We start from the raw sequence: 18,974 nt of genomic DNA on the forward strand, positions 1-18,974 counted from the left end.
ATGGCTGAACAAGTTACATCAGCAAAAGCAACTGCCAAAACTGTTCGCATTGCCGCACGTAAGGTCCGTCTTGTAGTTGATCTTATTAAAGGTAAGAGTGTTGCTGAAGCAGCCGCAATCTTGGATTTCACACCCCGCGGTGCTTCTCCGGTAGTTTCAAAAGTTCTTAAATCTGCAGTTGCTAATGCAGAAAATAATTTTGATTTAGATAGTGAAAACTTGTTTGTTAGTGAAGCATTTGTTAACGAAGGCCCAACGCTTAAGCGATTCCGTCCTCGTGCAAAGGGTTCAGCTTCACCAATCAACAAGCGTACAAGTCACATTACAATTGTTGTATCAGAAAAAGAGGAGGGATAACGCGTGGGTAATAAGATAAATCCTAATGGTTTACGAGTTGGAATCATTCGCGACTGGGAAGCTAAGTGGTATGCAGGTAAAGACTATGCAGCTTACTTAAAAGAAGATTTACAAATTCGTAAATATATAGAGAAACGTCTTGCTAATGCGTCTGTTTCTACTGTTGAAATTGAACGTGCAGCAAACCGCGTTAATGTTTCGATTCATACCGCTAAGCCAGGAATGGTCATTGGTAAGGGTGGATCTGAGGTTGAAAATCTTCGTAAAGAGCTTAATGACCTCACAGGTAAGAGAGTCCACATCAACATCATCGAAATCAAGAAGCCTGATTTAGATGCCAAGTTGGTTGGCGAAAACATTGCTCGTCAACTGGAAGGCCGTGTTGCTTTCCGTCGTGCAATGCGTCAAGCAATGCAACGGACAATGCGTTCTGGTGCCAAAGGAATTAAGACTCAGGTTGCTGGTCGTCTTAATGGTGCTGATATGGCTCGTGTTGAATCATACTCAGACGGAACTGTTCCTCTGCATACTTTAAGAGCAGATATTGACTACTCATGGGTTGAAGCTTTTACTACCTATGGATCAATTGGTGTAAAAACTTGGATCTATCGTGGTGAAGTTCTCCCTGAAAAGCCAAAGGACAGCAAAGCTGCTAAAGGAGGGAAATAAACATGTTAGTACCTAAACGTGTAAAGCATCGTCGTGAACATCGTGGCAAGCTCCGCGGAACTGCCAAAGGTGGTAAGACGGTTACTTTCGGTGATTACGGTTTACAGGCACTTGATTCACATTGGATCACTAACCGTCAAATCGAAGCATGCCGTGTGGCGATGACTCGTCATATGAAGCGTGGAGGAAAAGTTTGGATCAAGATTTTCCCTCATAAATCATATACTGAAAAAGGTGTCGGAGTTCGAATGGGTAATGGTAAAGGTACACCAGCTGGCTGGGTTTCACCAGTTAAGCGTGGCAAAGTATTGTTCGAAATTGGTGGAGTTGATAAAGCGACTGCCCATGAAGCATTACGCCTTGCATCAAACAAACTTCCTGTTCGTACTAAGATCATAGAACGTGAGGAAGTAGGTGGCGAATCAAATGAAGGCTAAAGATATCAGCAAGTTGACCACTGCTCAAATGATTGACAAAGAAAAAGATTACAAAGATGAACTGTTCAATCTTCGTTTCCAATTAGCCACTGGCCAGTTGGAGAATACTGCGCGTTTGAAGCAGGTTCGTAAGAACATTGCGCGCATTAAGACTGCACTTCGTCAACAAGAACTCAACAAATAGAATACGATAAGGGAGGTATAATTAATGGCTGAAGAACGTAACCAGCGTAAGGTTTATCAAGGACGCGTTGTTTCTGACAAGAGTGATAAGACAATTACTGTTGAAGTTTCAACTTACAAGAAACATGCAACATATGGTAAGCGTGTTAGATACTCAAAGAAATTTACAGCTCATGATGAAAATAATGAAGCTAAAACTGGCGATCTTGTTCAAATCATGGAAACTCGCCCATTGTCAAAGACAAAGCGATTCCGTTTAATCAAGATTGTTGAAAAAGCAGTTATTATTTAACTTTACTTAATTATCATTATTATCGTATTCGATCCAATGATGAAGGGAGGATATACCTGTGATTCAACAAGAAAGTCGTTTGAAAGTTGCCGACAACTCAGGTGCAAGAGAATTGTTAACTATTAAGGTTTTAGGTGGCTCAGCCAGAAGGTATGCCGGAATCGGTGATACCATTGTTGCTACGGTTAAACAAGCAACACCAGGTGGCGTTGTCAAAAAGGGTGACGTTGTTAAAGCTGTTGTAGTACGTACTAAAGCTGTTACTCGTCGTAATGATGGTTCATACATTCGTTTTGATGAAAATGCTGCGGTTCTTATCCGTGATGACAAGAGCCCTCAAGGTACTCGTATCTTTGGCCCAGTTGCCCGCGAATTACGTGACAGCAACTTCATGAAGATTGTTTCATTAGCCCCAGAAGTACTGTAATCACTACCCGGATATAAGGAGGTGCCGTAGATGTTCATTAAAACTGGTGACAAAGTCCGTGTTATTAGTGGTAAGGATAAAGGTAAGGAAGGGACAGTTACTAAAACTATCGCTTCAAAAGATCGTGTGATTGTTGAAGGAATTAACAAAGTTAAGAAGCATACAAAAGCTTCTTCGACCAATCCCCAAGGTGGAATTGTTGATACCGAAGCGCCAATTCATGTATCAAATGTTATGCTAATTGACCCATCAACCAACGAACCAACTCGAATTGGTATTAAAGTTGAAGATGGTAAAAAAGTACGTTACTCAAAGAAATCGCAAAAAGCGATCGATTAATCACTAGTGAAAGGAGGATACCTTTTAAATGTCAAGTCGTTTACGAGAAAAATTCAATAGCGAAATTACACCACATATGATGGATAAATTCAGCTACAAATCAGTTATGCAAGCTCCTAAGATTGATAAGATCGTTCTGAACATGGGTGTTGGTGATGCTGTCACTAATGCTAAGAATCTCGATGAAGCCGTTTCTGAATTAGCACTGATTTCAGGTCAGAAGCCATTGGTTACAAAGGCCAAAAAATCAATTGCCGGATTTAGATTACGTGAAGGAATGTCAATCGGTGCTAAAGTTACGCTCCGTGGTGACAGAATGTATGACTTCTTAGATAAGTTAGTCAACGTTTCATTACCACGTGTCCGTGATTTCCATGGTGTTAGCACACGTGCCTTTGATGGTCGTGGTAACTACACTTTAGGTGTCCGCGAACAATTGATTTTCCCTGAAATTAATTACGATAATGTTAACCGGGTTAGAGGCTTGGATATCGTAATCGTAACTACCGCAAATACCGATGAAGAGTCACATGAATTATTAGCTCAGTTCGGTATGCCATTTGCAAGATAAAGAGGAGGTTTCACATTGGCTAAAAAATCATTAATTGTAAAAAGTGAACGCCCTGCTAAGTTCTCAACCCAGAACTACACTCGTTGTGAACGCTGCGGACGACCTCGTTCTGTATACAAGAAATTCCATTTATGCCGTTTATGCATCCGTGAACTTGCCCACAAAGGTCAAATTCCTGGCATGAAGAAAGCTAGTTGGTAATAATTAAAAAGGAGGTTGTGCGCTGATGTCTATGACTGATCCAATTGCAGACTTTTTAACTCGCATTCGTAATGCAAACATGGTTTACCATGAAACAGTTGAAGTTCCTGCATCAAAAATCAAACGTGACATCGCTGAGATCCTTAAACGTGAGGGTTTTGTACGCGATGTTGAATATATCGAAGATGACAAACAAGGCATTATCCGTGTTTTCTTGAAGTATGGCAAGGATAAGCAACGTGTTATCACTGGTCTTAAGAGAATCTCTAAGCCAGGATTACGTTCATATGTTAAAGCAGATGCTGTTCCTAAGGTTTTAAATGGTCTTGGAATTGCTATCATTTCCACATCAAATGGTGTGATCACTGATAAGCAAGCACGCGCCCAAAAAATTGGCGGCGAAGTGTTAGCTTACATCTGGTAAAATTCATCAAATCGGAGGTGTAATTAATGAGTCGAATTGGTTATAAAACCATCGAACTACCAAAAGGTGTCGAGGTAAAAGCAGATGGAAATACTGTAACTGTTAAAGGTGCCAAAGGATCTTTAACCCGCGAGATTTCATCACAAATTAAGATGATTATCAAAGGCAACGAAGTTAACTTTGAGCCCATTGGCGATTACAATGATAAAGTGCGTGCATTGCATGGTACAACTCGTGCCAACGTCAGCAACATGGTTGATGGCGTCACCACTGGCTTCAAGAAGACTTTGAAGTTGGTTGGTGTTGGTTATCGTGCACAACTTAAGGGCAAGAATCTAACATTGAATGTTGGCTATTCAAACCCCGTTGAAATGACTGTTCCAGATGATCTGACTGTTGAAGTTCCTGATAACACAACGATTCACATTAACGGTATCAGTAAACAAGCAGTTGGTGACTTTGCTGCATCAGTTCGTTCAGTACGTTCTCCTGAACCATATAAGGGTAAAGGTATTCGTTATGAAAACGAACATATTATTCGTAAGGAAGGTAAGACTGGTAAGTAGTAAGATACCAGCCTAATAAAATTTTGAGGTGACTATTGTGATTTCTAAACCAGATAAGAATAAGAATCGGAAACGCCGTCATAATCGTGTCCGTAATAAAATTTCTGGTACTGCCGAGCGCCCACGCTTGAATGTCTATCGTTCTAATAAAAACATCTACGCTCAAGTAATTGATGACGTAGAGGGTGTAACGCTTGTTAGTGCCTCAACACTTGATTCTGCAATCAGTAGTGGTAACAAGACTGAACAAGCAGCCAGTGTTGGTAAATTAGTAGCTCAACGTGCTAGCGAAAAGAACATCAAAGATGTTGTTTTCGATCGTGGTGGATATTTGTATCATGGTCGTGTTCAAGCTCTTGCAGATGCTGCTCGTGAAAATGGACTAGAATTTTAAAAAGGAGGAATAACCGCACATGAAGAAATTTATTGATCCAGATAAATTAGAGCTTGAAGACAACGTCGTTTCAATCAACCGGATCACTAAAGTTGTAAAAGGTGGCCGTCGCCTTCGTTTTGCCGCTTTAGTTGTTGTTGGAGACAAGCACGGTCATGTTGGTTTTGGAACTGGTAAAGCACAAGAAGTTCCGGAAGCAATCCGTAAGGCTGTTGAAGCTGCTCGTAAAAACTTAATTGAGGTTCCGATTGTTGGTACAACAATTCCTCATGAAGTTCTCGGAACATTTGGTGGTGGCCGAATTTTATTGAAGCCTGCTGCAGAAGGTTCTGGAGTAGCAGCCGGCGGTGCCGTTCGTTCCGTGATGGAATTAGCTGGTATTGACGATGTTACTAGTAAACGACTGGGTTCCAATACTCCTATCAACGTTATCCGAGCAACATTCAAAGGCTTGGTTGAGTTGAAGAGTGCTGAAGAAATTTCAGCTTTACGTGGGGTTTCAACCCAACATTTAGCTGAATAAGGAGGGTGTTTTAGATGGCTCAATTAAAAATTACTTTAAAACGTAGCGTAACTCATCGCCTTCCAAAGCAACGTAAAATTGTGAAGGCACTTGGCTTGGGTCGCGTTAATAGTACTGTTGTTAAACCAGACAACGAATCTATTCGTGGAGCCCTTTTCCAAATTGCTCACTTAATTGAAGTTGAACAAGTTAAAGACTAATAATTAGTAAGGAGGTGCCAATTTCATGAAATTAAATGAATTGAAGGCTGCTGAAGGTTCTCGTTCATTACGTACACGTAAAGGTCGTGGCCGTTCTGCCGGCAAAGGTAAAACTGCTGGTCGTGGTCAAAAGGGTCAAAAAGCGCGTAGCAAGACTCGTGTAGGTTTCGAAGGTGGCCAAATGCCATTGTACCGTCGAATTCCTAAACGTGGATTCAACAACATTAACCGTAAGGAATATGCTGTTGTGAATGTTGTGAAGCTTGAAAGCTTTGACAACGGTACGGAAGTTACGCCTGAATTACTTCAACAATCAGGACTTGTTAAGAATGCCAAATCAGGCATCAAGATTCTTGGTGAAGGTGAACTTACTAAGAAGTTGACCGTTAAGGCTAACAAGTTCTCAAAAGCTGCACAATCCGTAATTGAAAATGCGGGCGGTAAAATCGAGGTGGTTTAATGCTTTCGACTTTAGCAAAAGCATTCAAAGTGAAGGATATTCGCAACAAGATGCTTTTTACTTTGTTTGTGCTAGTTATATTCCGTCTGGGAGCATACATAACTGTTCCCGGGATCAATGCCAAAGCATTAACCTCCGTTGCATCTTCTGGATTGGTTAGTATCCTAAACACTTTCAGTGGTGGTGGACTAACTAACTACTCCATCTTTGCGATGGGAGTTTCCCCATATATTACTGCACAAATTATCATCCAGCTGCTCCAGATGGATATCGTTCCCAGATATGTTGAATGGGGTAAACAGGGTGAAGTTGGTCGTCGTAAGTTAAATCAACATACAAGATACTTAACCGTCATCTTGGCATTTTTCCAATCCGTTGGAATCACTGCAGGATTTAACCAATTAAGTAGTTTAAATCTTGTTCAAAATCCAAGCATCAAGACATTTGTCATCATTGGCTTGATTTTAACCGGTGGAACAATGTTAACAACTTGGATGGGTGACATGATTACTGAACGTGGACTAGGAAACGGGATTTCAATGATTATCTTTGCAGGTATTATTGCCCGAATCCCTGTTGGCCTTCAGTCATTGTGGACACAGTACTTTGTCGGTGTTTCTGGTGCAGATCTGTGGCAGCCAATCCTTTTTGCGATTGCATTGCTGATCATCGTATTGGTGATCGTGACCTTCGTTACTTGGGTTCAACAGGCTGAACGAAGAGTACCAATTCAATATACCAGGCGAGTTTCTGGTTCACCTGACAGCAGTTACCTTCCATTGAAGGTTAACGTTGCCGGCGTTATTCCAGTTATCTTTGCAAGTTCGTTTATTGCAACTCCCCAAACTATATTGATGGCGTTCACTAATAACTATTCAACTGCGACTTGGTTCCAAGTATTGAACAATTTGTTTAATATGCAAACACCAACTGGTGCAGCTTTCTATACAATCTTGATCATCATGTTCACTTTCTTTTATGCTTTTGTTCAAGTTAACCCGGAAAAACTTTCGGAGAATTTGCAAAAGCAAGGCAGTTACATTCCTGGCGTATGGCCAGGTCATGAGACGCAATCTTATGTTTCTGATCTGTTGATGAAATTAAGTACTGTAGGTGCGTTATTCCTTGGAGTTGTTGCTTTGATTCCTTTGATTGCGCAAAACCTGTGGAATTTGGATGAATCAATTGGATTAGGTGGAACTAGCCTGTTAATTGTTGTTGGTGTTGCGATTGAAACGATTCGTCAGATTCGTGGTTTGATGATGAAGCGAGAGTACGTTGGCTTTATTCATGATACACGACCAACTGAAGATTAGTTTTAAGCAATTCAGCTATTAACGAGGAGGGCAACGAAATGTCATTGAACTTGATATTAATGGGTTTACCTGGTGCGGGGAAAGGTACTCAAGCACAATTTATTGTGGATAAGTACCACGTACCTCATATTTCAACGGGAGACATGTTCCGCGATGCAATCTCAAATAGCACACCTCTCGGGGTTAAGGCGAAAGAGTTCACTGATAAGGGGAATTTGGTTCCTGACGAAGTGACCAATGGGATTGTTAAAGAGAGATTGGCTCAAGATGATACCAAACCGGGCTTCTTGTTAGATGGCTATCCCAGAACCCTGGAGCAAGCAGATGCGTTGTCTCAAATGACTCAGGACTTGAGTAAACCTTTGACAGCCGTGATCAACATCGATGTTGATCCTAAGTTGCTGACAGAGCGTCTATCAGGTCGTTTCATCTGTAGAAACTGTGGTGCTACTTATCATAAGTTGTATCATATGCCCAAGGTCCCTGGTACCTGCGATGTCTGTGGTGGACATGAATTTTACCAGCGTGAGGATGACAAACCCGAAGCTGTTAAGAATCGTCTTAAGGTCAACGTTAAGATGAACACACCATTGATTGCATACTATCAAGATCGCAATCTTTTGTTCAATGTTGATGGCAGCAAAGACATTGATGAAGTTTGGCAAAATGTTGACAAAATCTTGAGCACACTCTAAGCCTCATTTTATTAAGTGTTGAGTCGGTTAGATTGATGAAATATAATGAATGTGTTAAACTGTCATAGGTTTGTCAAGATTAATTTAATTTATTCAATCTAATTTAACATTGGAGGTGTATTGAGTGGCTAAAGATAATGTTATTGAAGTTGAAGGAAAAGTCGTTGAAACATTGCCGAATGCAATGTTTCGTGTTGAACTTGAGAACGGACATGAAATTCTAGCTCATGTTTCTGGTAAGATCCGAATGCATTATATTCGGATCCTTCCGGGAGATAAAGTTACCGTTGAAATGTCTCCTTACGACTTAACCAAGGGACGTATTACTTATCGATTTAAGTAGTCCTTTTTCGTCATTTTTTTTCGAGGAGGGTTAAAAATGAAAGTACGACCATCAGTACGAAAAATGTGTGAACATTGCAAGATTATCAAACGAAAAGGCCGAGTAATGGTTATTTGCTCAGCAAACCCAAAGCACAAACAACGCCAAGGTAAATAAACAAAAACAGGAGGTGTATGCTCAATGGCTCGTATTGCCGGAATTGATTTACCCCGTGATAAGCGAATTGTCATCGGATTAACTTACATTTTTGGTATTGGTAACACAACTGCTCAAAAAGTCTTAGCTCAAGCTGGCGTTTCTGAGGATGTTCGTGTACGTGATTTAACACCAGACCAAGAAGACAAAATCCGTGAAGTTGTCGGCGATCTTAAAATCGAAGGTGACTTACGTCGTGAAGTAAGTATGAACATCAAACGACTCCAAGAAATTGGATCATATCGCGGAATGCGTCATCGTCGTGGCTTGCCAGTTCGTGGTCAACATACCAAGAACAATGCCCGCACACGTAAAGGCAGCAAAGCTGCTGCTGGTAGAAGAAAATAATTAAAGAAGGAGGTCATCAGTTTTTATGGTAAACAAAAAGACAAGTCGTAAACGCCGTGCTAAAAAGAATATTGCCGCTGGTGTTGCACATATCCATTCAACATTCAACAATACTTTAGTTATGATTACCGATACCACTGGGAATGCGGTTTCTTGGTCATCAGCTGGTGCATTAGGCTTCCGTGGAAGTCGTAAGTCAACACCTTTTGCTGCTCAAATGGCTGCAGAAGCTGCTGCTAAGGCATCAATGGAACATGGTATGAAGTCCGTTGAAGTTGCTGTTAAAGGACCAGGTTCAGGACGTGAAGCTGCCATTCGTGCACTTCAAGCTACTGGATTGGAAGTTACTGCTATTCGTGATGTTACTCCGGTACCTCACAATGGTTCTCGTCCTCCAAAGCGTCGTCGAGTTTAATTAAGACATTCAATATAGTGAATTTTACTTGGTTTAAGCATATTGATATTTTGCATGAAGACTCACGCGTTTTGAAAGGGGTTAATGATAAGAATGATTGAATTTGAAAAGCCTAACATTCATAAAATTGAAGAAACTAATAATTTTGGTGAAGTTGTCGTTGAACCGCTCGAACGGGGATATGGTACAACTCTCGGAAATTCTTTGAGGCGGACATTATTATCATCTCTTCCTGGTGCAGCTGTTACCAGTATCCAGATTGATGATGTACTGCACGAATTTTCGACGATCAAAGGTGTTGTCGAAGATGTTACTCAGATTATATTGAATGTTAAGAAAATTTCTTTGAAATTAGATGGGCCAGAAGATGAAGAAGAAAATTTGGAAATCGATGTAATTGGTCCTGCTGACGTTACTGCCGGTGATATTCAAGCTGACAGTGATGTAACTGTTCTGAACCCTGATTTGCACATCGCTACCGTTGCTGAAGGTGCCACATTTCATATGCGGTTAACTGCCAACAAAGGTCGTGGATACGTTTCTGCTGTAGAAAACAAAAAGCGCAGTTCTGAAATGCCTATTGGTGTGCTTCCCGTCGATTCAATTTATACCCCAATCGAACGTGTCAACTATCAGGTTGAAAGTACACGGGTTGGTCAACGCGATGATTTTGATAAGCTTACTCTGGATATTTGGACTGATGGTTCAATTACACCGAGCGAAGCGGTTAGTTTGGCAGCCAAAATTTTAACTGAACATTTAGAGATGTTTGTTGATTTAACTGATGAAGCTAAGAATACCGAAATCATGGTTGAGAAGGAAGAAACCCACAAAGAAAAAATGCTGGAAATGACAATTGAGGAATTGGACCTATCCGTTCGTTCATACAACTGTCTGAAACGCGCCGGCATTAATACTGTTCAAGAACTTACGGAAAAGACCGAAGCTGATATGATGAAGGTTCGTAATCTTGGCCGTAAATCACTTGAAGAAGTTAAAGAAAAGCTTGCTGCATTAGGCCTTTCACTTCGTAAAGAAGACTAATAAAGATAAAGAAGGAGGACATCCAATTATGGGTTATCGGAAATTACAACGTAGTAGTGCACATCGTCGCTCATTGCTTCGTAATCTGACTACTGAATTAATTATTCATGGTCAAATCATTACTACTGAAGCAAAAGCTAAGGAAGTTCGCTCGACTACTGACAAGATGATTTCACTTGGTAAGCATGGCGACTTACATGCGCGTCGTCAAGCTGCCTCATTTATTCGTGATGTTGTTGCTGATGTTAAAGAAGACGGTGACGATATTAACGTTACGACTGCTTTACAAAAGGTATTTGGCGAATTAGCCACAAAGTATGCTGATCGTAATGGTGGATATACACGAATTTTGAAGACTATGCCTCGTCGTGGTGACGGTGCTCCAATGGTCATTTTAGAGTTAGTTGACTAACTAGTATTAAACCAAATCACATATTTATCACGAGAATCACTCAGGTTTTTGGTATAGAACGTTATGATGGTGGAACCCAGTTCCTAGTCTAGTTTGAATGTGGGACTTATCTCATGCACCGATTACTTGTAAGTGATTTTTTTGTACATATAGACAACACTTAGAACGCCGTGAGGAATATCATGAAGGACATTATTCAAATTAAAAATATTTCATTCAATTATCCTGACCAAGAACGACTCTTTACTAACTTTTCGATGAACATTCATGAAGGCGAGTGGACTGCAATTATCGGCCAAAACGGGAGCGGCAAAAGTACCTTGGCTCGGTTAATTGATGGCCTGATTGTTCTGAAATCCGGCCAAATTGTTGTTGACGGTCTGACCGTTAATGATGAAAATATCTTTGATATTCGCAATAAGATTGGCATGGTTTTTCAAAATCCTGAAGACCAGTTTGTTGGTGCAACTGTTGAGGATGATGTCGCCTTTGGTCTCGAGAATCGTCAAATTCCCCGTGAAAAGATGCAGCAAATCGTGGAGAACAGTCTCAAGCAGGTCGGAATGTGGGACTTTCGTGACCGGATTCCTGCAAACTTGTCTGGCGGCCAGAAACAGCGAGTAGCAATTGCGGGAATTATTGCGCTTAGTCCAAAAATTATTATTTTAGATGAAGCCACTAGTATGCTTGATCCCCGTGGGCGACAAGAGATTCTGAAGTTGGTTGATAAAATCAAACATGATAACGACCTCACCGTCATCTCAATCACCCACGATATTGATGAGGCGGCTGGCGCAGATCAGGTCATTGTTGTAAATAAGGGCAAAGTCGTCGAAGCTGATCAACCTGATAAAATTTTTGGTGACATCAACAAATTGACGTCAATCGGGCTATCAGCCCCCTTCACCTCCGAATTACTGTCCGCCCTCAGAAAACGTGGAGTCGACTCACCTAGTCAATATCTCAATGATCAGAGGTTAATTACATGGATCAAACAATTAATTTCAAGCAAGTAACGCATACTTATCAAGCAGGTACCCCATTTGCTCAAAACGCCTTGAGCCAGGTGTCTGTCACCATTGCTGGTGGGTCGTTTACAGCGATTATTGGCCATACCGGTAGTGGCAAGTCCACTTTGGTCCAGCATATTAATGCGCTTCTTAAGCCGACTGCCGGAGAGATCAAAGTATCCGGTCGGACGATTACACCTGCCACCACTAATAAAAATTTAAAACAACTTCGTAAGCACGTCGGAATGGTTTTTCAATTTCCGGAAAAACAGTTGTTTGAAGAAACGGTGATCAAGGATATCATGTTTGGCCCCAAAAATTATGGCGTGTCCGATGAAGAAGCGAGGTTAGACGCCAAGCAGGCAATGGGGTTAGTCGGCCTTGATGGCTCTTTACAAGACAAGTCGCCATTTGATCTTTCCGGTGGCCAAATGAGAAGAGTTGCGATTGCTGGCGTATTGGCGATGAAGCCGGAGATCTTAATCCTTGATGAACCCACTGCTGGCCTGGATCCGCGTGGCCATAAAGAAATTATGGACTTGGCTGAAAAACTTCATCAACAGCAGGGGATGACGATTATTTTGGTGACGCATCAAATGGATGATGTTGTCGACTACGCTTCCGATGTTATTGTGATGGATCAAGGTAAGGTTGTTAAACATGGTGAGCCGAAAGATATTTTCTCGGATCCTGAATGGGTTTATGACATGCATCTGGATTTACCTAGTGCTGCAGAATTTGCCTGTCGATTGATCACAGCAGGGGTTCCACTCAAAACCATTCCACTAACGATCGATAAATTAGCGGATGCAATTGTGGGCGTTATCCAAGGAGGGCAATCACATGAGTAATTTTTTATTCGGTCGATACCTTCCTGGCAGCTCATGGGTTCATCAAATGAGTCCGCAATCCAAATTGATGCTGAGCTTTTATTTTGTGGTGGTCATTTTCTTTGCCAATAATATCTGGACCTATGCTGCATTAAGTGGGTTGATTCTTTTAGTCGTCCTCATGTCAGGCGTATCGATTGGTTATTTTCTGAAAGGAATCAGGCCACTGATTTGGTTGATTGTTTTTACCGTCCTACTGCAGATTTTATTCAGCAGTGGGGGGCATGTATATTGGCACTTTGGCCCGTTTTCAATCAGCGACACCAGTTTAATTAACGGTGGCTTCATGTTTATCAGATGTCTGTTGATTATTATGATTTCGACGGTTCTCACTTTGACGACCACACCGTTGGCCATCGCGGATGGGGTTCAAACGGTTTTACGACCACTCAAAAAAGTTCACTTTCCAGTGGATACATTGGCACTGATGCTTTCAATTGCATTGCGCTTTGTCCCCACCTTGATGGACGAAATGGAAACAATTTTGAATGCCCAGCGGTCCCGTGGGGTTGACTTCGGGTCAGGAAGCTTGCGCCATCGGATTTCTGCGGCTGTTCCACTGCTCGTTCCATTATTTACTGGCGCGATCAATCATGCAGAAAACCTATCAACTGCAATGGAAGCCCGCGGTTTTACCGACAGTGAACACCGAAGCAAATATCGGGTCTACCGGTGGCAGCGAAAAGACACCATCAGTTGGGCAGTCTTTTTATTGATAGGTATTTTAGTTTTATTTATAAGAAAGAGTTGAGGTGTTCAACATTCGATATAAAGTGACGTTGGCCTACGACGGGACACTGTTTAGTGGCTTTGAGCGGCAACCAAAACGCAGGACGATTGAGGGCGTCTTAACCCAAAAAGTGAATGTTATGGCTAAAAATCCTAATCCGCCGATTGTCGTTTATGGCTCTGGGAGAACAGATGCTGGCGTTCATGCGCTTGGACAAGTTGTCCATTTTGATTTTCCATTTGATCTGCCGACCAAAGCAATTTATCGGGGTCTTAACAGCTTATTGCCGCTCGATATGGAAATTAAAAAAGCTGAAAAGGTATCCGACACTTTTCATGCCCGCTATGATGTGTCCGGTAAACGATATGTCTATCGTCTGGATTTGGGTGAATTTAAGAATCCTTTCAAACGAAACTATACCGGCAACTGGCGTTTTCCAATCGATATTGAACGGGTTCAGACTGCAATGAAGGACTTTGTGGGTGAACATGATTTTTCAAGTTTTGTTGCCTCAGGGTCAACCGCTCGTTCCAATGTCCGAACAATTTATGAAGCGAAAGCAATTTTGGACAAACAGGCCAATGAAATTCAACTTGAGTTCTATGGCAATGGCTTCCTCTATAACATGGTTCGAATCATGGTGGGGGTAGTTGTTGAGATTGGCTCTCAAATGCGTCCTGAGCACGATATATTGCGCTTATATGATGTGAAGGATCGTGACCAGGCACGGCGAACCATGCCGGCATCTGGTTTGTACTTAAAAAAAGTGTATTATGAGGGTGAAGATCCAAAACACCCGACAAAATTGCCAAAACGACAACGATAAATTAGGAAACTAATTGACTTTTACGGTAATAATTTGTATTATGTTAGTTGGTATTGTTTGCCCCACGATAAGCCCCGGAATCTTATTTGGTGTCGAACAAACACAGGAACAATGGAGGAATATACAGTGCGTACAACTTATATGGCAAAACCTGGTGAAGTAGAACGTAAATGGTACGTTGTTGACGCAACAGACGTATCTCTTGGACGTTTATCATCAGCAGTAGCATCAATTTTAAGAGGTAAGAATAAACCAACATTCACACCCAACGTAGATACTGGGGATAATGTGATTGTTATTAATGCAAGCAAAGTAGGTCTGACTGGTCATAAAGACACTCGTAAGATCTATTATCATCACAGCCGCTTCATTGGTGGCTTAAAGCAACGAACTGCCGGTGATTTGCGCGCTAAGAATCCCGAAAAGTTAATTGAAACTTCCGTTAAAGGAATGCTTCCTCATGGAACATTAGGTCATAAAATTGGTTTGAAGTTACATGTCTATGCAGGTCCTGCACACGATCATCAAGCTCAAAAACCAGAAGTATTAGACATTAATAACCTAATTTAAGGAGGAATTCACTTTGGCTCAAGTACAATATCGCGGCACTGGCCGTCGTAAAGATTCAGTTGCTCGAGTACGTTTAGTACCCGGAACTGGCAAAATTATTATGAATGACAAAGCAATCGAAGATTATATTCCATTTGCTAACTTGCGTGAAGTTGTTGTGCAACCATTCAACGTAACTGAGACTTTGGGTAACTATGATACCTTGGTTAATGTTAACGGTGGTGGATTCTCCGGTCAAGCCGGCGCAACCCGTCATGGGATTGCTCGTGCCTTGCTCGCAGTTGATCCTGACTTCCGTGGACCGTTGAAGCGTGCAGGTTTGTTGACCCGTGACGCACGAATGAAAGAACGTAAGAAGCCAGGTCTTAAAAAAGCCCGTAAAGCTTCACAATTCTCAAAGCGTTAAACTATTTTTTGTTTCTGCAAAACACTTCTCTTCGGAGGAGTGTTTTTTTATTGAGAATACTTTAAGCTTACCGTTAAACTAACATTCTCCGGCAAAATTGTATTAGAATACAATCCGTTATTGTATAATAGTGCCAACAACTTTAAAGGGGTAAGATCACATGCCTGTTAAGAAAAACACACTACGGCTAAACATGTTGGCAATGTTTATTGCAATCATTCTGCTGCAAACATCGATTCCTTTAATCGGGTACATCCCAATTGGTCCACTTGAAATCACAATTATCCCGATGACGGTTGTCGTCGCAACAGTCCTACTTGGAACCGTAGACGGAGCCATTATTGGTGGCATCTGGGGGCTGACAACTTTTGTTCGGGCATTTGTCTGGCCGACTAGTCCACTAGCCGCAATTGTCTTCGTTAACCCGATTATTTCCGTGATTCCTCGGATTATGATTGGCGTTGTGGCCGGTGTGACATATACGTATCTCAAAAAGCACTTTAAAAGCCAGACAGCAAGCATTTCTGTCGCCGCCGTCCTTGGTTCTTTAACCAATACGGTACTTGTGCTGGGGCTCATTTATCTGTTTTATAAAGCTAAAGCACCGCAACTCTACCAGATTAATATCAAAGAGCTGTTACCATATTTGTTAGGGGTTGTCGGAACAAACGGAATTCCTGAAGCAATTTTCAGCGGGATTGTCACCCCAATGATTGGTGTGCCGGTTAAAAAGATTTTTGACCGGACTGGAAGATAAAAAATAGACCTTGCACAGATATGCAAGGTCTACTTTTAAATCATTATTTCTTGTTTGACTTTTTAGCCTTTGGGGACTTGGGTTCGTCTTCATCGGCTTCATCTTCAACTTCGGGTTGAGGGGCAGCCTTGATCATTTTGAGATGACGGTTATTGATGACAACCTTCTTGTGGTACTTGTCAATAATTTCAGGATCATCCGATTCAAAAGTGATTAAAAATGAGTTGGTGTAACTCTTATCCACGAAACCGGTAAACGTCTGCTTTTCGATCTTGAATGAAACCTCATCACCAACATGAAATTTTGATTGTGCTTCTGATACTTCGGTGTTTTTAGCCATTGGTTTTCATCTCCAGATTTAAGTGTCAGCTGATAACATAACCGAAATTACCTAATTTGTCAATTTTTACGTACTTATAAAAATTGAACAAATCGTAAATTTCGTTTGTCTTTATTCGGATTTATCGTTAAAATTAATTTTAAAGTTAGAAAGTTTGAGGATGGATTGGCAAAATATAAGAAGGGGCGGAAACGCCGAGCAAAAAAAGCAAACACCGTTTTGATGCTGATTCTAGTGGCATGCGGATTAGTGATTATTTTTGGTTTCCACGCGTTGTACGAAAATGGTTATCATTCGAACAATATTCAAAGTTCGAACGACGGGGTTGCCGTTGAGCACCGTAAGTTTATTGACAAATTGGCGCCACAAGCTCAGCGACTGCAGGGCCAATATAATATTTTACCAAGTATTACATTGGCCCAAGCCATTTTGGAATCTGATTGGGGCACCAGCAAACTTGCCAGTCAGTATTACAATTTATTTGGTGTTAAGGCTCAGGACGATACGACTAATTCGGTTTACTTGAATACACAGGAATTTGTCAACGGCCGATACGTGACCATCAAGGCCCGGTTCCAGGTATATCGGGATTGGAATGAATCCTTGGCTGATCACGCCAAATTGCTCGCATATGGCACGAAATGGAACCCACAGCAGTACAAGGACGTGGTGGCCGCAAACAACTACCTGCAGGCCGCTGATGGCCTTCAACAGGATGGCTATGCCACCGACCCCGCTTATACTAAAAAATTGATCGCCATCATCAAACAATATAAACTTTACCAGTATGATGACTAGAAAGGAATTTTGAGATGGACTTACTTAAGCAACGCATTTTGGAGGACGGCACTGTATTGCCAGGAAACGTGTTAAAGGTCGACAACTTTTTAAATCACCAAGTAGATGCGAAGTTAATGGATCAAATTGGTGCCGAATTTGCCCGATTGTTCAAAGATGAAGGAGTGACCAAAGTTGTGACGGTTGAATCTTCTGGAATTGCGCCAGCGCTGACAACGGCGATTCATATGGATGTTCCCTTGATTTTTGCCAGGAAGCATAAGAGTTTAACCTTGACCGATAACCTGTACACCGCCAGCGTCTATTCTTATACTAAGCAAGTTAGTAACGACATCAGTATTGATAAGCGTTTTTTGAAGCCGGATGATCGAATTTTAATTATTGATGATTTTCTGGCAAATGGTCAGGCTGTTCAGGGACTGTTGGAGATTGCGAACTTGGCAAAGGTTAAAGTTGCTGGGGTTGGTATTGTCATCGAAAAGAGCTTTCAAAAGGGGCACACCATGATTGAAAAATCCGGTGTCCGACTGGAGTCTCTGGCTCGAATTGCTTCTCTGGACAACCAAGAAGTCACATTTGTGGATTAAACTCGTGACAACCATGGTACGATAAGCTTAGTAAGTACTTACGATTAGTAAAATGACGATATGAAAGTAGTGAATTAATTGGCAAACGCAAATGTTATCTATCCTGGGCAAACAATTGGGATTCTTGGAGATAGTATCAGTACACCGACCCTACTAGCTCGTGCAAAACAAATGGGCTTTAATGTTGGGATGTACAGTTCCAACGAGAATAGTAAAGCAATGGAACTGGCAGACTATAAATACATTGGCCCTTATACTGACAAGGAAACCCTAAAAATGTTTGCTGAACGATGCGTTGCAGTGATCTACGATAACCAATTTATCGATTCAGATGTTATTAGGTACATTTCCCAGTTTACAGCTGTGCCACAGCAGGATGGACTGCTCGATATCGTCCAGGACAGACTGATTGAACGAACATTTTTTGAAACCTTGAATATCAATATGGTACCTTACTCGACGATCGTGACGTTGGAAGACATTTATCAAGCGATTAACTCAATCGGCTATCCGGCAATTTTAAAACCAATTCAACGCGGACTTAATGGTGGTAAGGAATTATTGATCAAAAGTCAGGCTGACATTGTTTTGGCGTCTGGCTTTTTGGATTCAGGAACCTATATTTTGGAGCCTTACGTCGAACACGATACCGATTACTCGGTGGTCGTTACGCGTACTGAGTCGGGGTCCATTGTGATGTTTCCACCGGTTGAAGTGATCTATGAAGGCGATCAGTTGATGACCGCGTACACACCAGCGAAACTTGATCCCAGCGTGAAGAAGGAAATGACTCGAATTACCAATGAGATTGCCAACAATCTTGATTACGTTGGTACTTTTGAAGTGACCCTCTTCTTGGCCAAGAGTGGCTCAATCTACGTCAGCAGAGTTGCGCCCAAGTTGAGTCCTGCCGGATTTGTGTTTGATTATGCCGCAAATGCGGATGAATTTGAACAACATTTACGGGCAATTGCCGGGCTTCCCTTGACACAGATTATTCCTGGAATTGCCACTGTTTATCAAGCAATTCGCCAGCAGGAATATCAACGGGTTCAAACCCAGTGGGTCATTAAAGACAATTGGCACTTTACGTTTTATGGCAATGAACCGAGTGACGATCATCAGCTGGTCGGCCACGTTTTGATTCCGACCGAATCCATTTCCGATACGTTAATTAAGCTTGAAGCCACAGGCATTTGGCATGACATAGATTACAAAACAAAATATAGCAACATGTAGAGAGTCGGGA

34 protein-coding genes are annotated in these 18,974 nt (G+C 41.6%); 33 read left to right on the forward strand and 1 reads right to left on the reverse strand.

Annotated elements, in window-relative coordinates; translation table 11 throughout:
* From rplV to LPKJCM_RS01735, 30 genes are all read left to right on the forward strand, one after another.
* The gene (rplV, locus tag LPKJCM_RS01590; protein ID WP_013728499.1) at positions 1–357 is read left to right on the forward strand and encodes a 50S ribosomal protein L22; all 357 of its coding nucleotides are present in this window, start codon (positions 1–3) and stop codon (positions 355–357) included.
* Between the two features lie 3 nt (positions 358–360).
* Complete coding sequence (rpsC, locus tag LPKJCM_RS01595) at positions 361–1,026, forward strand: 30S ribosomal protein S3 (RefSeq protein ID WP_020281109.1); 666 nt, start codon at positions 361–363, stop codon at positions 1,024–1,026.
* A gap of 2 nt (positions 1,027–1,028) precedes the next feature.
* Positions 1,029–1,463, forward strand: a complete 435-nt coding sequence (rplP, locus tag LPKJCM_RS01600) for a 50S ribosomal protein L16 (RefSeq protein ID WP_057825054.1) — start codon at positions 1,029–1,031, stop codon at positions 1,461–1,463.
* Complete coding sequence (rpmC, locus tag LPKJCM_RS01605; RefSeq protein ID WP_008855795.1) at positions 1,453–1,647, forward strand: 50S ribosomal protein L29; 195 nt, start codon at positions 1,453–1,455, stop codon at positions 1,645–1,647. Before rplP ends, rpmC begins: the two co-directional genes overlap by 11 nt.
* Positions 1,648–1,671: 24 nt before the next feature.
* Positions 1,672–1,938 carry a 30S ribosomal protein S17 gene (gene rpsQ, locus LPKJCM_RS01610; RefSeq protein WP_013728496.1) on the forward strand — a complete coding sequence of 89 codons (267 nt, stop codon included), beginning with the start codon at positions 1,672–1,674 and terminating at the stop codon, positions 1,936–1,938.
* A gap of 58 nt (positions 1,939–1,996) precedes the next feature.
* Positions 1,997–2,365: a 50S ribosomal protein L14 gene (rplN, locus tag LPKJCM_RS01615; protein WP_057963429.1), complete on the forward strand. Its 369-nt coding sequence runs from the start codon at positions 1,997–1,999 to the stop codon at positions 2,363–2,365.
* A 30-nt stretch (positions 2,366–2,395) separates the two neighbouring features.
* On the forward strand, positions 2,396–2,704 hold the full coding sequence (gene rplX, locus LPKJCM_RS01620; RefSeq protein WP_057963419.1) for a 50S ribosomal protein L24: 309 nt from the start codon (positions 2,396–2,398) through the stop codon (positions 2,702–2,704).
* A 28-nt stretch (positions 2,705–2,732) separates the two neighbouring features.
* A complete protein-coding gene (rplE, locus tag LPKJCM_RS01625; RefSeq protein ID WP_057963420.1) occupies positions 2,733–3,275 on the forward strand; it encodes a 50S ribosomal protein L5 in 543 nt (180 codons plus the stop codon).
* 15 nt (positions 3,276–3,290) lie between these two features.
* On the forward strand, positions 3,291–3,476 hold the full coding sequence (locus tag LPKJCM_RS01630) for a type Z 30S ribosomal protein S14 (RefSeq protein WP_003635667.1): 186 nt from the start codon (positions 3,291–3,293) through the stop codon (positions 3,474–3,476).
* Between the two features lie 25 nt (positions 3,477–3,501).
* Positions 3,502–3,900, forward strand: a complete 399-nt coding sequence (gene rpsH, locus LPKJCM_RS01635; protein ID WP_057963421.1) for a 30S ribosomal protein S8 — start codon at positions 3,502–3,504, stop codon at positions 3,898–3,900.
* Between the two features lie 26 nt (positions 3,901–3,926).
* The gene (gene rplF / locus LPKJCM_RS01640; RefSeq protein ID WP_057963422.1) at positions 3,927–4,466 is read left to right on the forward strand and encodes a 50S ribosomal protein L6; all 540 of its coding nucleotides are present in this window, start codon (positions 3,927–3,929) and stop codon (positions 4,464–4,466) included.
* 28 nt (positions 4,467–4,494) lie between these two features.
* Positions 4,495–4,860, forward strand: a complete 366-nt coding sequence (gene rplR / locus LPKJCM_RS01645; RefSeq protein WP_275667835.1) for a 50S ribosomal protein L18 — start codon at positions 4,495–4,497, stop codon at positions 4,858–4,860.
* Positions 4,861–4,879: 19 nt separating this feature from the next.
* On the forward strand, positions 4,880–5,383 hold the full coding sequence (gene rpsE, locus LPKJCM_RS01650) for a 30S ribosomal protein S5 (protein ID WP_057963423.1): 504 nt from the start codon (positions 4,880–4,882) through the stop codon (positions 5,381–5,383).
* Positions 5,384–5,397: 14 nt separating this feature from the next.
* Positions 5,398–5,583 carry a 50S ribosomal protein L30 gene (gene rpmD, locus LPKJCM_RS01655; RefSeq protein ID WP_013728487.1) on the forward strand — a complete coding sequence of 62 codons (186 nt, stop codon included), beginning with the start codon at positions 5,398–5,400 and terminating at the stop codon, positions 5,581–5,583.
* A 25-nt stretch (positions 5,584–5,608) separates the two neighbouring features.
* Positions 5,609–6,043 carry a 50S ribosomal protein L15 gene (rplO, locus tag LPKJCM_RS01660; protein WP_013728486.1) on the forward strand — a complete coding sequence of 145 codons (435 nt, stop codon included), beginning with the start codon at positions 5,609–5,611 and terminating at the stop codon, positions 6,041–6,043.
* Positions 6,043–7,359 carry a preprotein translocase subunit SecY gene (gene secY / locus LPKJCM_RS01665; RefSeq protein WP_057963425.1) on the forward strand — a complete coding sequence of 439 codons (1,317 nt, stop codon included), beginning with the start codon at positions 6,043–6,045 and terminating at the stop codon, positions 7,357–7,359. Before rplO ends, secY begins: the two co-directional genes overlap by 1 nt.
* A gap of 44 nt (positions 7,360–7,403) precedes the next feature.
* Entirely contained in the window at positions 7,404–8,054 is a 651-nt protein-coding gene (locus LPKJCM_RS01670) for an adenylate kinase (protein ID WP_174658998.1), read from the forward strand.
* Between the two features lie 124 nt (positions 8,055–8,178).
* On the forward strand, positions 8,179–8,397 hold the full coding sequence (infA, locus tag LPKJCM_RS01675) for a translation initiation factor IF-1 (RefSeq protein ID WP_003559541.1): 219 nt from the start codon (positions 8,179–8,181) through the stop codon (positions 8,395–8,397).
* Between the two features lie 36 nt (positions 8,398–8,433).
* Positions 8,434–8,553 carry a 50S ribosomal protein L36 gene (gene rpmJ / locus LPKJCM_RS01680; protein WP_013728483.1) on the forward strand — a complete coding sequence of 40 codons (120 nt, stop codon included), beginning with the start codon at positions 8,434–8,436 and terminating at the stop codon, positions 8,551–8,553.
* Between the two features lie 24 nt (positions 8,554–8,577).
* Positions 8,578–8,940, forward strand: coding sequence for a 30S ribosomal protein S13 (rpsM, locus tag LPKJCM_RS01685; RefSeq protein WP_057963427.1), 363 nt, complete (start codon positions 8,578–8,580; stop codon positions 8,938–8,940).
* Positions 8,941–8,965: 25 nt separating this feature from the next.
* Complete coding sequence (gene rpsK, locus LPKJCM_RS01690; RefSeq protein ID WP_013728481.1) at positions 8,966–9,355, forward strand: 30S ribosomal protein S11; 390 nt, start codon at positions 8,966–8,968, stop codon at positions 9,353–9,355.
* 93 nt (positions 9,356–9,448) lie between these two features.
* Positions 9,449–10,399 (forward strand): DNA-directed RNA polymerase subunit alpha, encoded by a 951-nt coding sequence (locus LPKJCM_RS01695; RefSeq protein ID WP_014940328.1) that lies wholly within the window; start codon positions 9,449–9,451, stop codon positions 10,397–10,399.
* Positions 10,400–10,427: 28 nt separating this feature from the next.
* Positions 10,428–10,811 (forward strand): 50S ribosomal protein L17, encoded by a 384-nt coding sequence (gene rplQ, locus LPKJCM_RS01700; RefSeq protein ID WP_057962986.1) that lies wholly within the window; start codon positions 10,428–10,430, stop codon positions 10,809–10,811.
* 182 nt (positions 10,812–10,993) lie between these two features.
* On the forward strand, positions 10,994–11,827 hold the full coding sequence (locus LPKJCM_RS01705; RefSeq protein WP_057962985.1) for an energy-coupling factor transporter ATPase: 834 nt from the start codon (positions 10,994–10,996) through the stop codon (positions 11,825–11,827).
* Entirely contained in the window at positions 11,797–12,672 is an 876-nt protein-coding gene (locus LPKJCM_RS01710; protein WP_057962984.1) for an energy-coupling factor ABC transporter ATP-binding protein, read from the forward strand. The genes LPKJCM_RS01705 and LPKJCM_RS01710 overlap by 31 nt, the downstream gene beginning before the upstream one ends.
* Positions 12,665–13,462 carry an energy-coupling factor transporter transmembrane component T family protein gene (locus LPKJCM_RS01715; RefSeq protein WP_057962983.1) on the forward strand — a complete coding sequence of 266 codons (798 nt, stop codon included), beginning with the start codon at positions 12,665–12,667 and terminating at the stop codon, positions 13,460–13,462. Before LPKJCM_RS01710 ends, LPKJCM_RS01715 begins: the two co-directional genes overlap by 8 nt.
* Before the next feature lie 10 nt (positions 13,463–13,472).
* Positions 13,473–14,267: a tRNA pseudouridine(38-40) synthase TruA gene (gene truA / locus LPKJCM_RS01720; RefSeq protein WP_057962989.1), complete on the forward strand. Its 795-nt coding sequence runs from the start codon at positions 13,473–13,475 to the stop codon at positions 14,265–14,267.
* Between the two features lie 126 nt (positions 14,268–14,393).
* Positions 14,394–14,837, forward strand: a complete 444-nt coding sequence (gene rplM / locus LPKJCM_RS01725; RefSeq protein ID WP_057962982.1) for a 50S ribosomal protein L13 — start codon at positions 14,394–14,396, stop codon at positions 14,835–14,837.
* A 13-nt stretch (positions 14,838–14,850) separates the two neighbouring features.
* Positions 14,851–15,243: a 30S ribosomal protein S9 gene (rpsI, locus tag LPKJCM_RS01730; RefSeq protein ID WP_013728473.1), complete on the forward strand. Its 393-nt coding sequence runs from the start codon at positions 14,851–14,853 to the stop codon at positions 15,241–15,243.
* 160 nt (positions 15,244–15,403) lie between these two features.
* Positions 15,404–16,000, forward strand: a complete 597-nt coding sequence (locus LPKJCM_RS01735; protein ID WP_057962981.1) for an ECF transporter S component — start codon at positions 15,404–15,406, stop codon at positions 15,998–16,000.
* A 43-nt stretch (positions 16,001–16,043) separates the two neighbouring features.
* Here the strand turns inward: LPKJCM_RS01735 and LPKJCM_RS01740 are convergent, their stop codons facing one another.
* Positions 16,044–16,340 carry a hypothetical protein gene (locus tag LPKJCM_RS01740; RefSeq protein WP_057962980.1) on the reverse strand — a complete coding sequence of 99 codons (297 nt, stop codon included), beginning with the start codon at positions 16,338–16,340 and terminating at the stop codon, positions 16,044–16,046.
* A 222-nt stretch (positions 16,341–16,562) separates the two neighbouring features.
* Here LPKJCM_RS01740 and LPKJCM_RS01745 point away from each other — a divergent pair, with 222 nt between their 5' ends.
* The 3 genes from LPKJCM_RS01745 to LPKJCM_RS01755 all read left to right on the forward strand — a co-directional run bounded on the left by LPKJCM_RS01745 (position 16,563) and on the right by LPKJCM_RS01755 (position 18,964).
* Positions 16,563–17,138, forward strand: coding sequence for a glycoside hydrolase family 73 protein (locus LPKJCM_RS01745; RefSeq protein WP_057962988.1), 576 nt, complete (start codon positions 16,563–16,565; stop codon positions 17,136–17,138).
* Positions 17,139–17,152: 14 nt separating this feature from the next.
* Positions 17,153–17,725, forward strand: coding sequence for a xanthine phosphoribosyltransferase (locus LPKJCM_RS01750; RefSeq protein ID WP_057962979.1), 573 nt, complete (start codon positions 17,153–17,155; stop codon positions 17,723–17,725).
* Between the two features lie 78 nt (positions 17,726–17,803).
* Positions 17,804–18,964 carry an ATP-grasp domain-containing protein gene (locus LPKJCM_RS01755; protein ID WP_057962978.1) on the forward strand — a complete coding sequence of 387 codons (1,161 nt, stop codon included), beginning with the start codon at positions 17,804–17,806 and terminating at the stop codon, positions 18,962–18,964.
* Positions 18,965–18,974: the final 10 nt, after the last annotated feature.

The sequence above is a fragment of the Lentilactobacillus parakefiri genome (assembly GCF_002157585.1).
Taxonomy (GTDB): domain Bacteria; phylum Bacillota; class Bacilli; order Lactobacillales; family Lactobacillaceae; genus Lentilactobacillus; species Lentilactobacillus parakefiri.

Excerpts from the sequence above, each read along its gene's own strand:
- rplV (WP_013728499.1), top strand. The coding sequence starts at position 1 with ATGGCTGAACAAGTTACATCAGCAAAAGCAACTGCCAAAACTGTTCGC.
- rplP (WP_057825054.1), top strand. The coding sequence starts at position 1,029 with ATGTTAGTACCTAAACGTGTAAAGCATCGTCGTGAACATCGTGGCAAG.
- rpmC (WP_008855795.1), top strand. The coding sequence starts at position 1,453 with ATGAAGGCTAAAGATATCAGCAAGTTGACCACTGCTCAAATGATTGAC.
- rpsQ (WP_013728496.1), top strand. The coding sequence starts at position 1,672 with ATGGCTGAAGAACGTAACCAGCGTAAGGTTTATCAAGGACGCGTTGTT.
- rplX (WP_057963419.1), top strand. The coding sequence starts at position 2,396 with ATGTTCATTAAAACTGGTGACAAAGTCCGTGTTATTAGTGGTAAGGAT.
- rplE (WP_057963420.1), top strand. The coding sequence starts at position 2,733 with ATGTCAAGTCGTTTACGAGAAAAATTCAATAGCGAAATTACACCACAT.
- rpsH (WP_057963421.1), top strand. The coding sequence starts at position 3,502 with ATGTCTATGACTGATCCAATTGCAGACTTTTTAACTCGCATTCGTAAT.
- rplF (WP_057963422.1), top strand. The coding sequence starts at position 3,927 with ATGAGTCGAATTGGTTATAAAACCATCGAACTACCAAAAGGTGTCGAG.
- rpsE (WP_057963423.1), top strand. The coding sequence starts at position 4,880 with ATGAAGAAATTTATTGATCCAGATAAATTAGAGCTTGAAGACAACGTC.
- rpmD (WP_013728487.1), top strand. The coding sequence starts at position 5,398 with ATGGCTCAATTAAAAATTACTTTAAAACGTAGCGTAACTCATCGCCTT.
- rplO (WP_013728486.1), top strand. The coding sequence starts at position 5,609 with ATGAAATTAAATGAATTGAAGGCTGCTGAAGGTTCTCGTTCATTACGT.
- secY (WP_057963425.1), top strand. The coding sequence starts at position 6,043 with ATGCTTTCGACTTTAGCAAAAGCATTCAAAGTGAAGGATATTCGCAAC.
- rpmJ (WP_013728483.1), top strand. The coding sequence starts at position 8,434 with ATGAAAGTACGACCATCAGTACGAAAAATGTGTGAACATTGCAAGATT.
- rpsM (WP_057963427.1), top strand. The coding sequence starts at position 8,578 with ATGGCTCGTATTGCCGGAATTGATTTACCCCGTGATAAGCGAATTGTC.
- rpsK (WP_013728481.1), top strand. The coding sequence starts at position 8,966 with ATGGTAAACAAAAAGACAAGTCGTAAACGCCGTGCTAAAAAGAATATT.
- LPKJCM_RS01695 (WP_014940328.1), top strand. The coding sequence starts at position 9,449 with ATGATTGAATTTGAAAAGCCTAACATTCATAAAATTGAAGAAACTAAT.
- rplQ (WP_057962986.1), top strand. The coding sequence starts at position 10,428 with ATGGGTTATCGGAAATTACAACGTAGTAGTGCACATCGTCGCTCATTG.
- LPKJCM_RS01705 (WP_057962985.1), top strand. The coding sequence starts at position 10,994 with ATGAAGGACATTATTCAAATTAAAAATATTTCATTCAATTATCCTGAC.
- LPKJCM_RS01710 (WP_057962984.1), top strand. The coding sequence starts at position 11,797 with ATGGATCAAACAATTAATTTCAAGCAAGTAACGCATACTTATCAAGCA.
- LPKJCM_RS01715 (WP_057962983.1), top strand. The coding sequence starts at position 12,665 with ATGAGTAATTTTTTATTCGGTCGATACCTTCCTGGCAGCTCATGGGTT.
- LPKJCM_RS01735 (WP_057962981.1), top strand. The coding sequence starts at position 15,404 with ATGCCTGTTAAGAAAAACACACTACGGCTAAACATGTTGGCAATGTTT.
- LPKJCM_RS01740 (WP_057962980.1), bottom strand. The coding sequence starts at position 16,340 with ATGGCTAAAAACACCGAAGTATCAGAAGCACAATCAAAATTTCATGTT.
- LPKJCM_RS01745 (WP_057962988.1), top strand. The coding sequence starts at position 16,563 with ATGCTGATTCTAGTGGCATGCGGATTAGTGATTATTTTTGGTTTCCAC.
- LPKJCM_RS01750 (WP_057962979.1), top strand. The coding sequence starts at position 17,153 with ATGGACTTACTTAAGCAACGCATTTTGGAGGACGGCACTGTATTGCCA.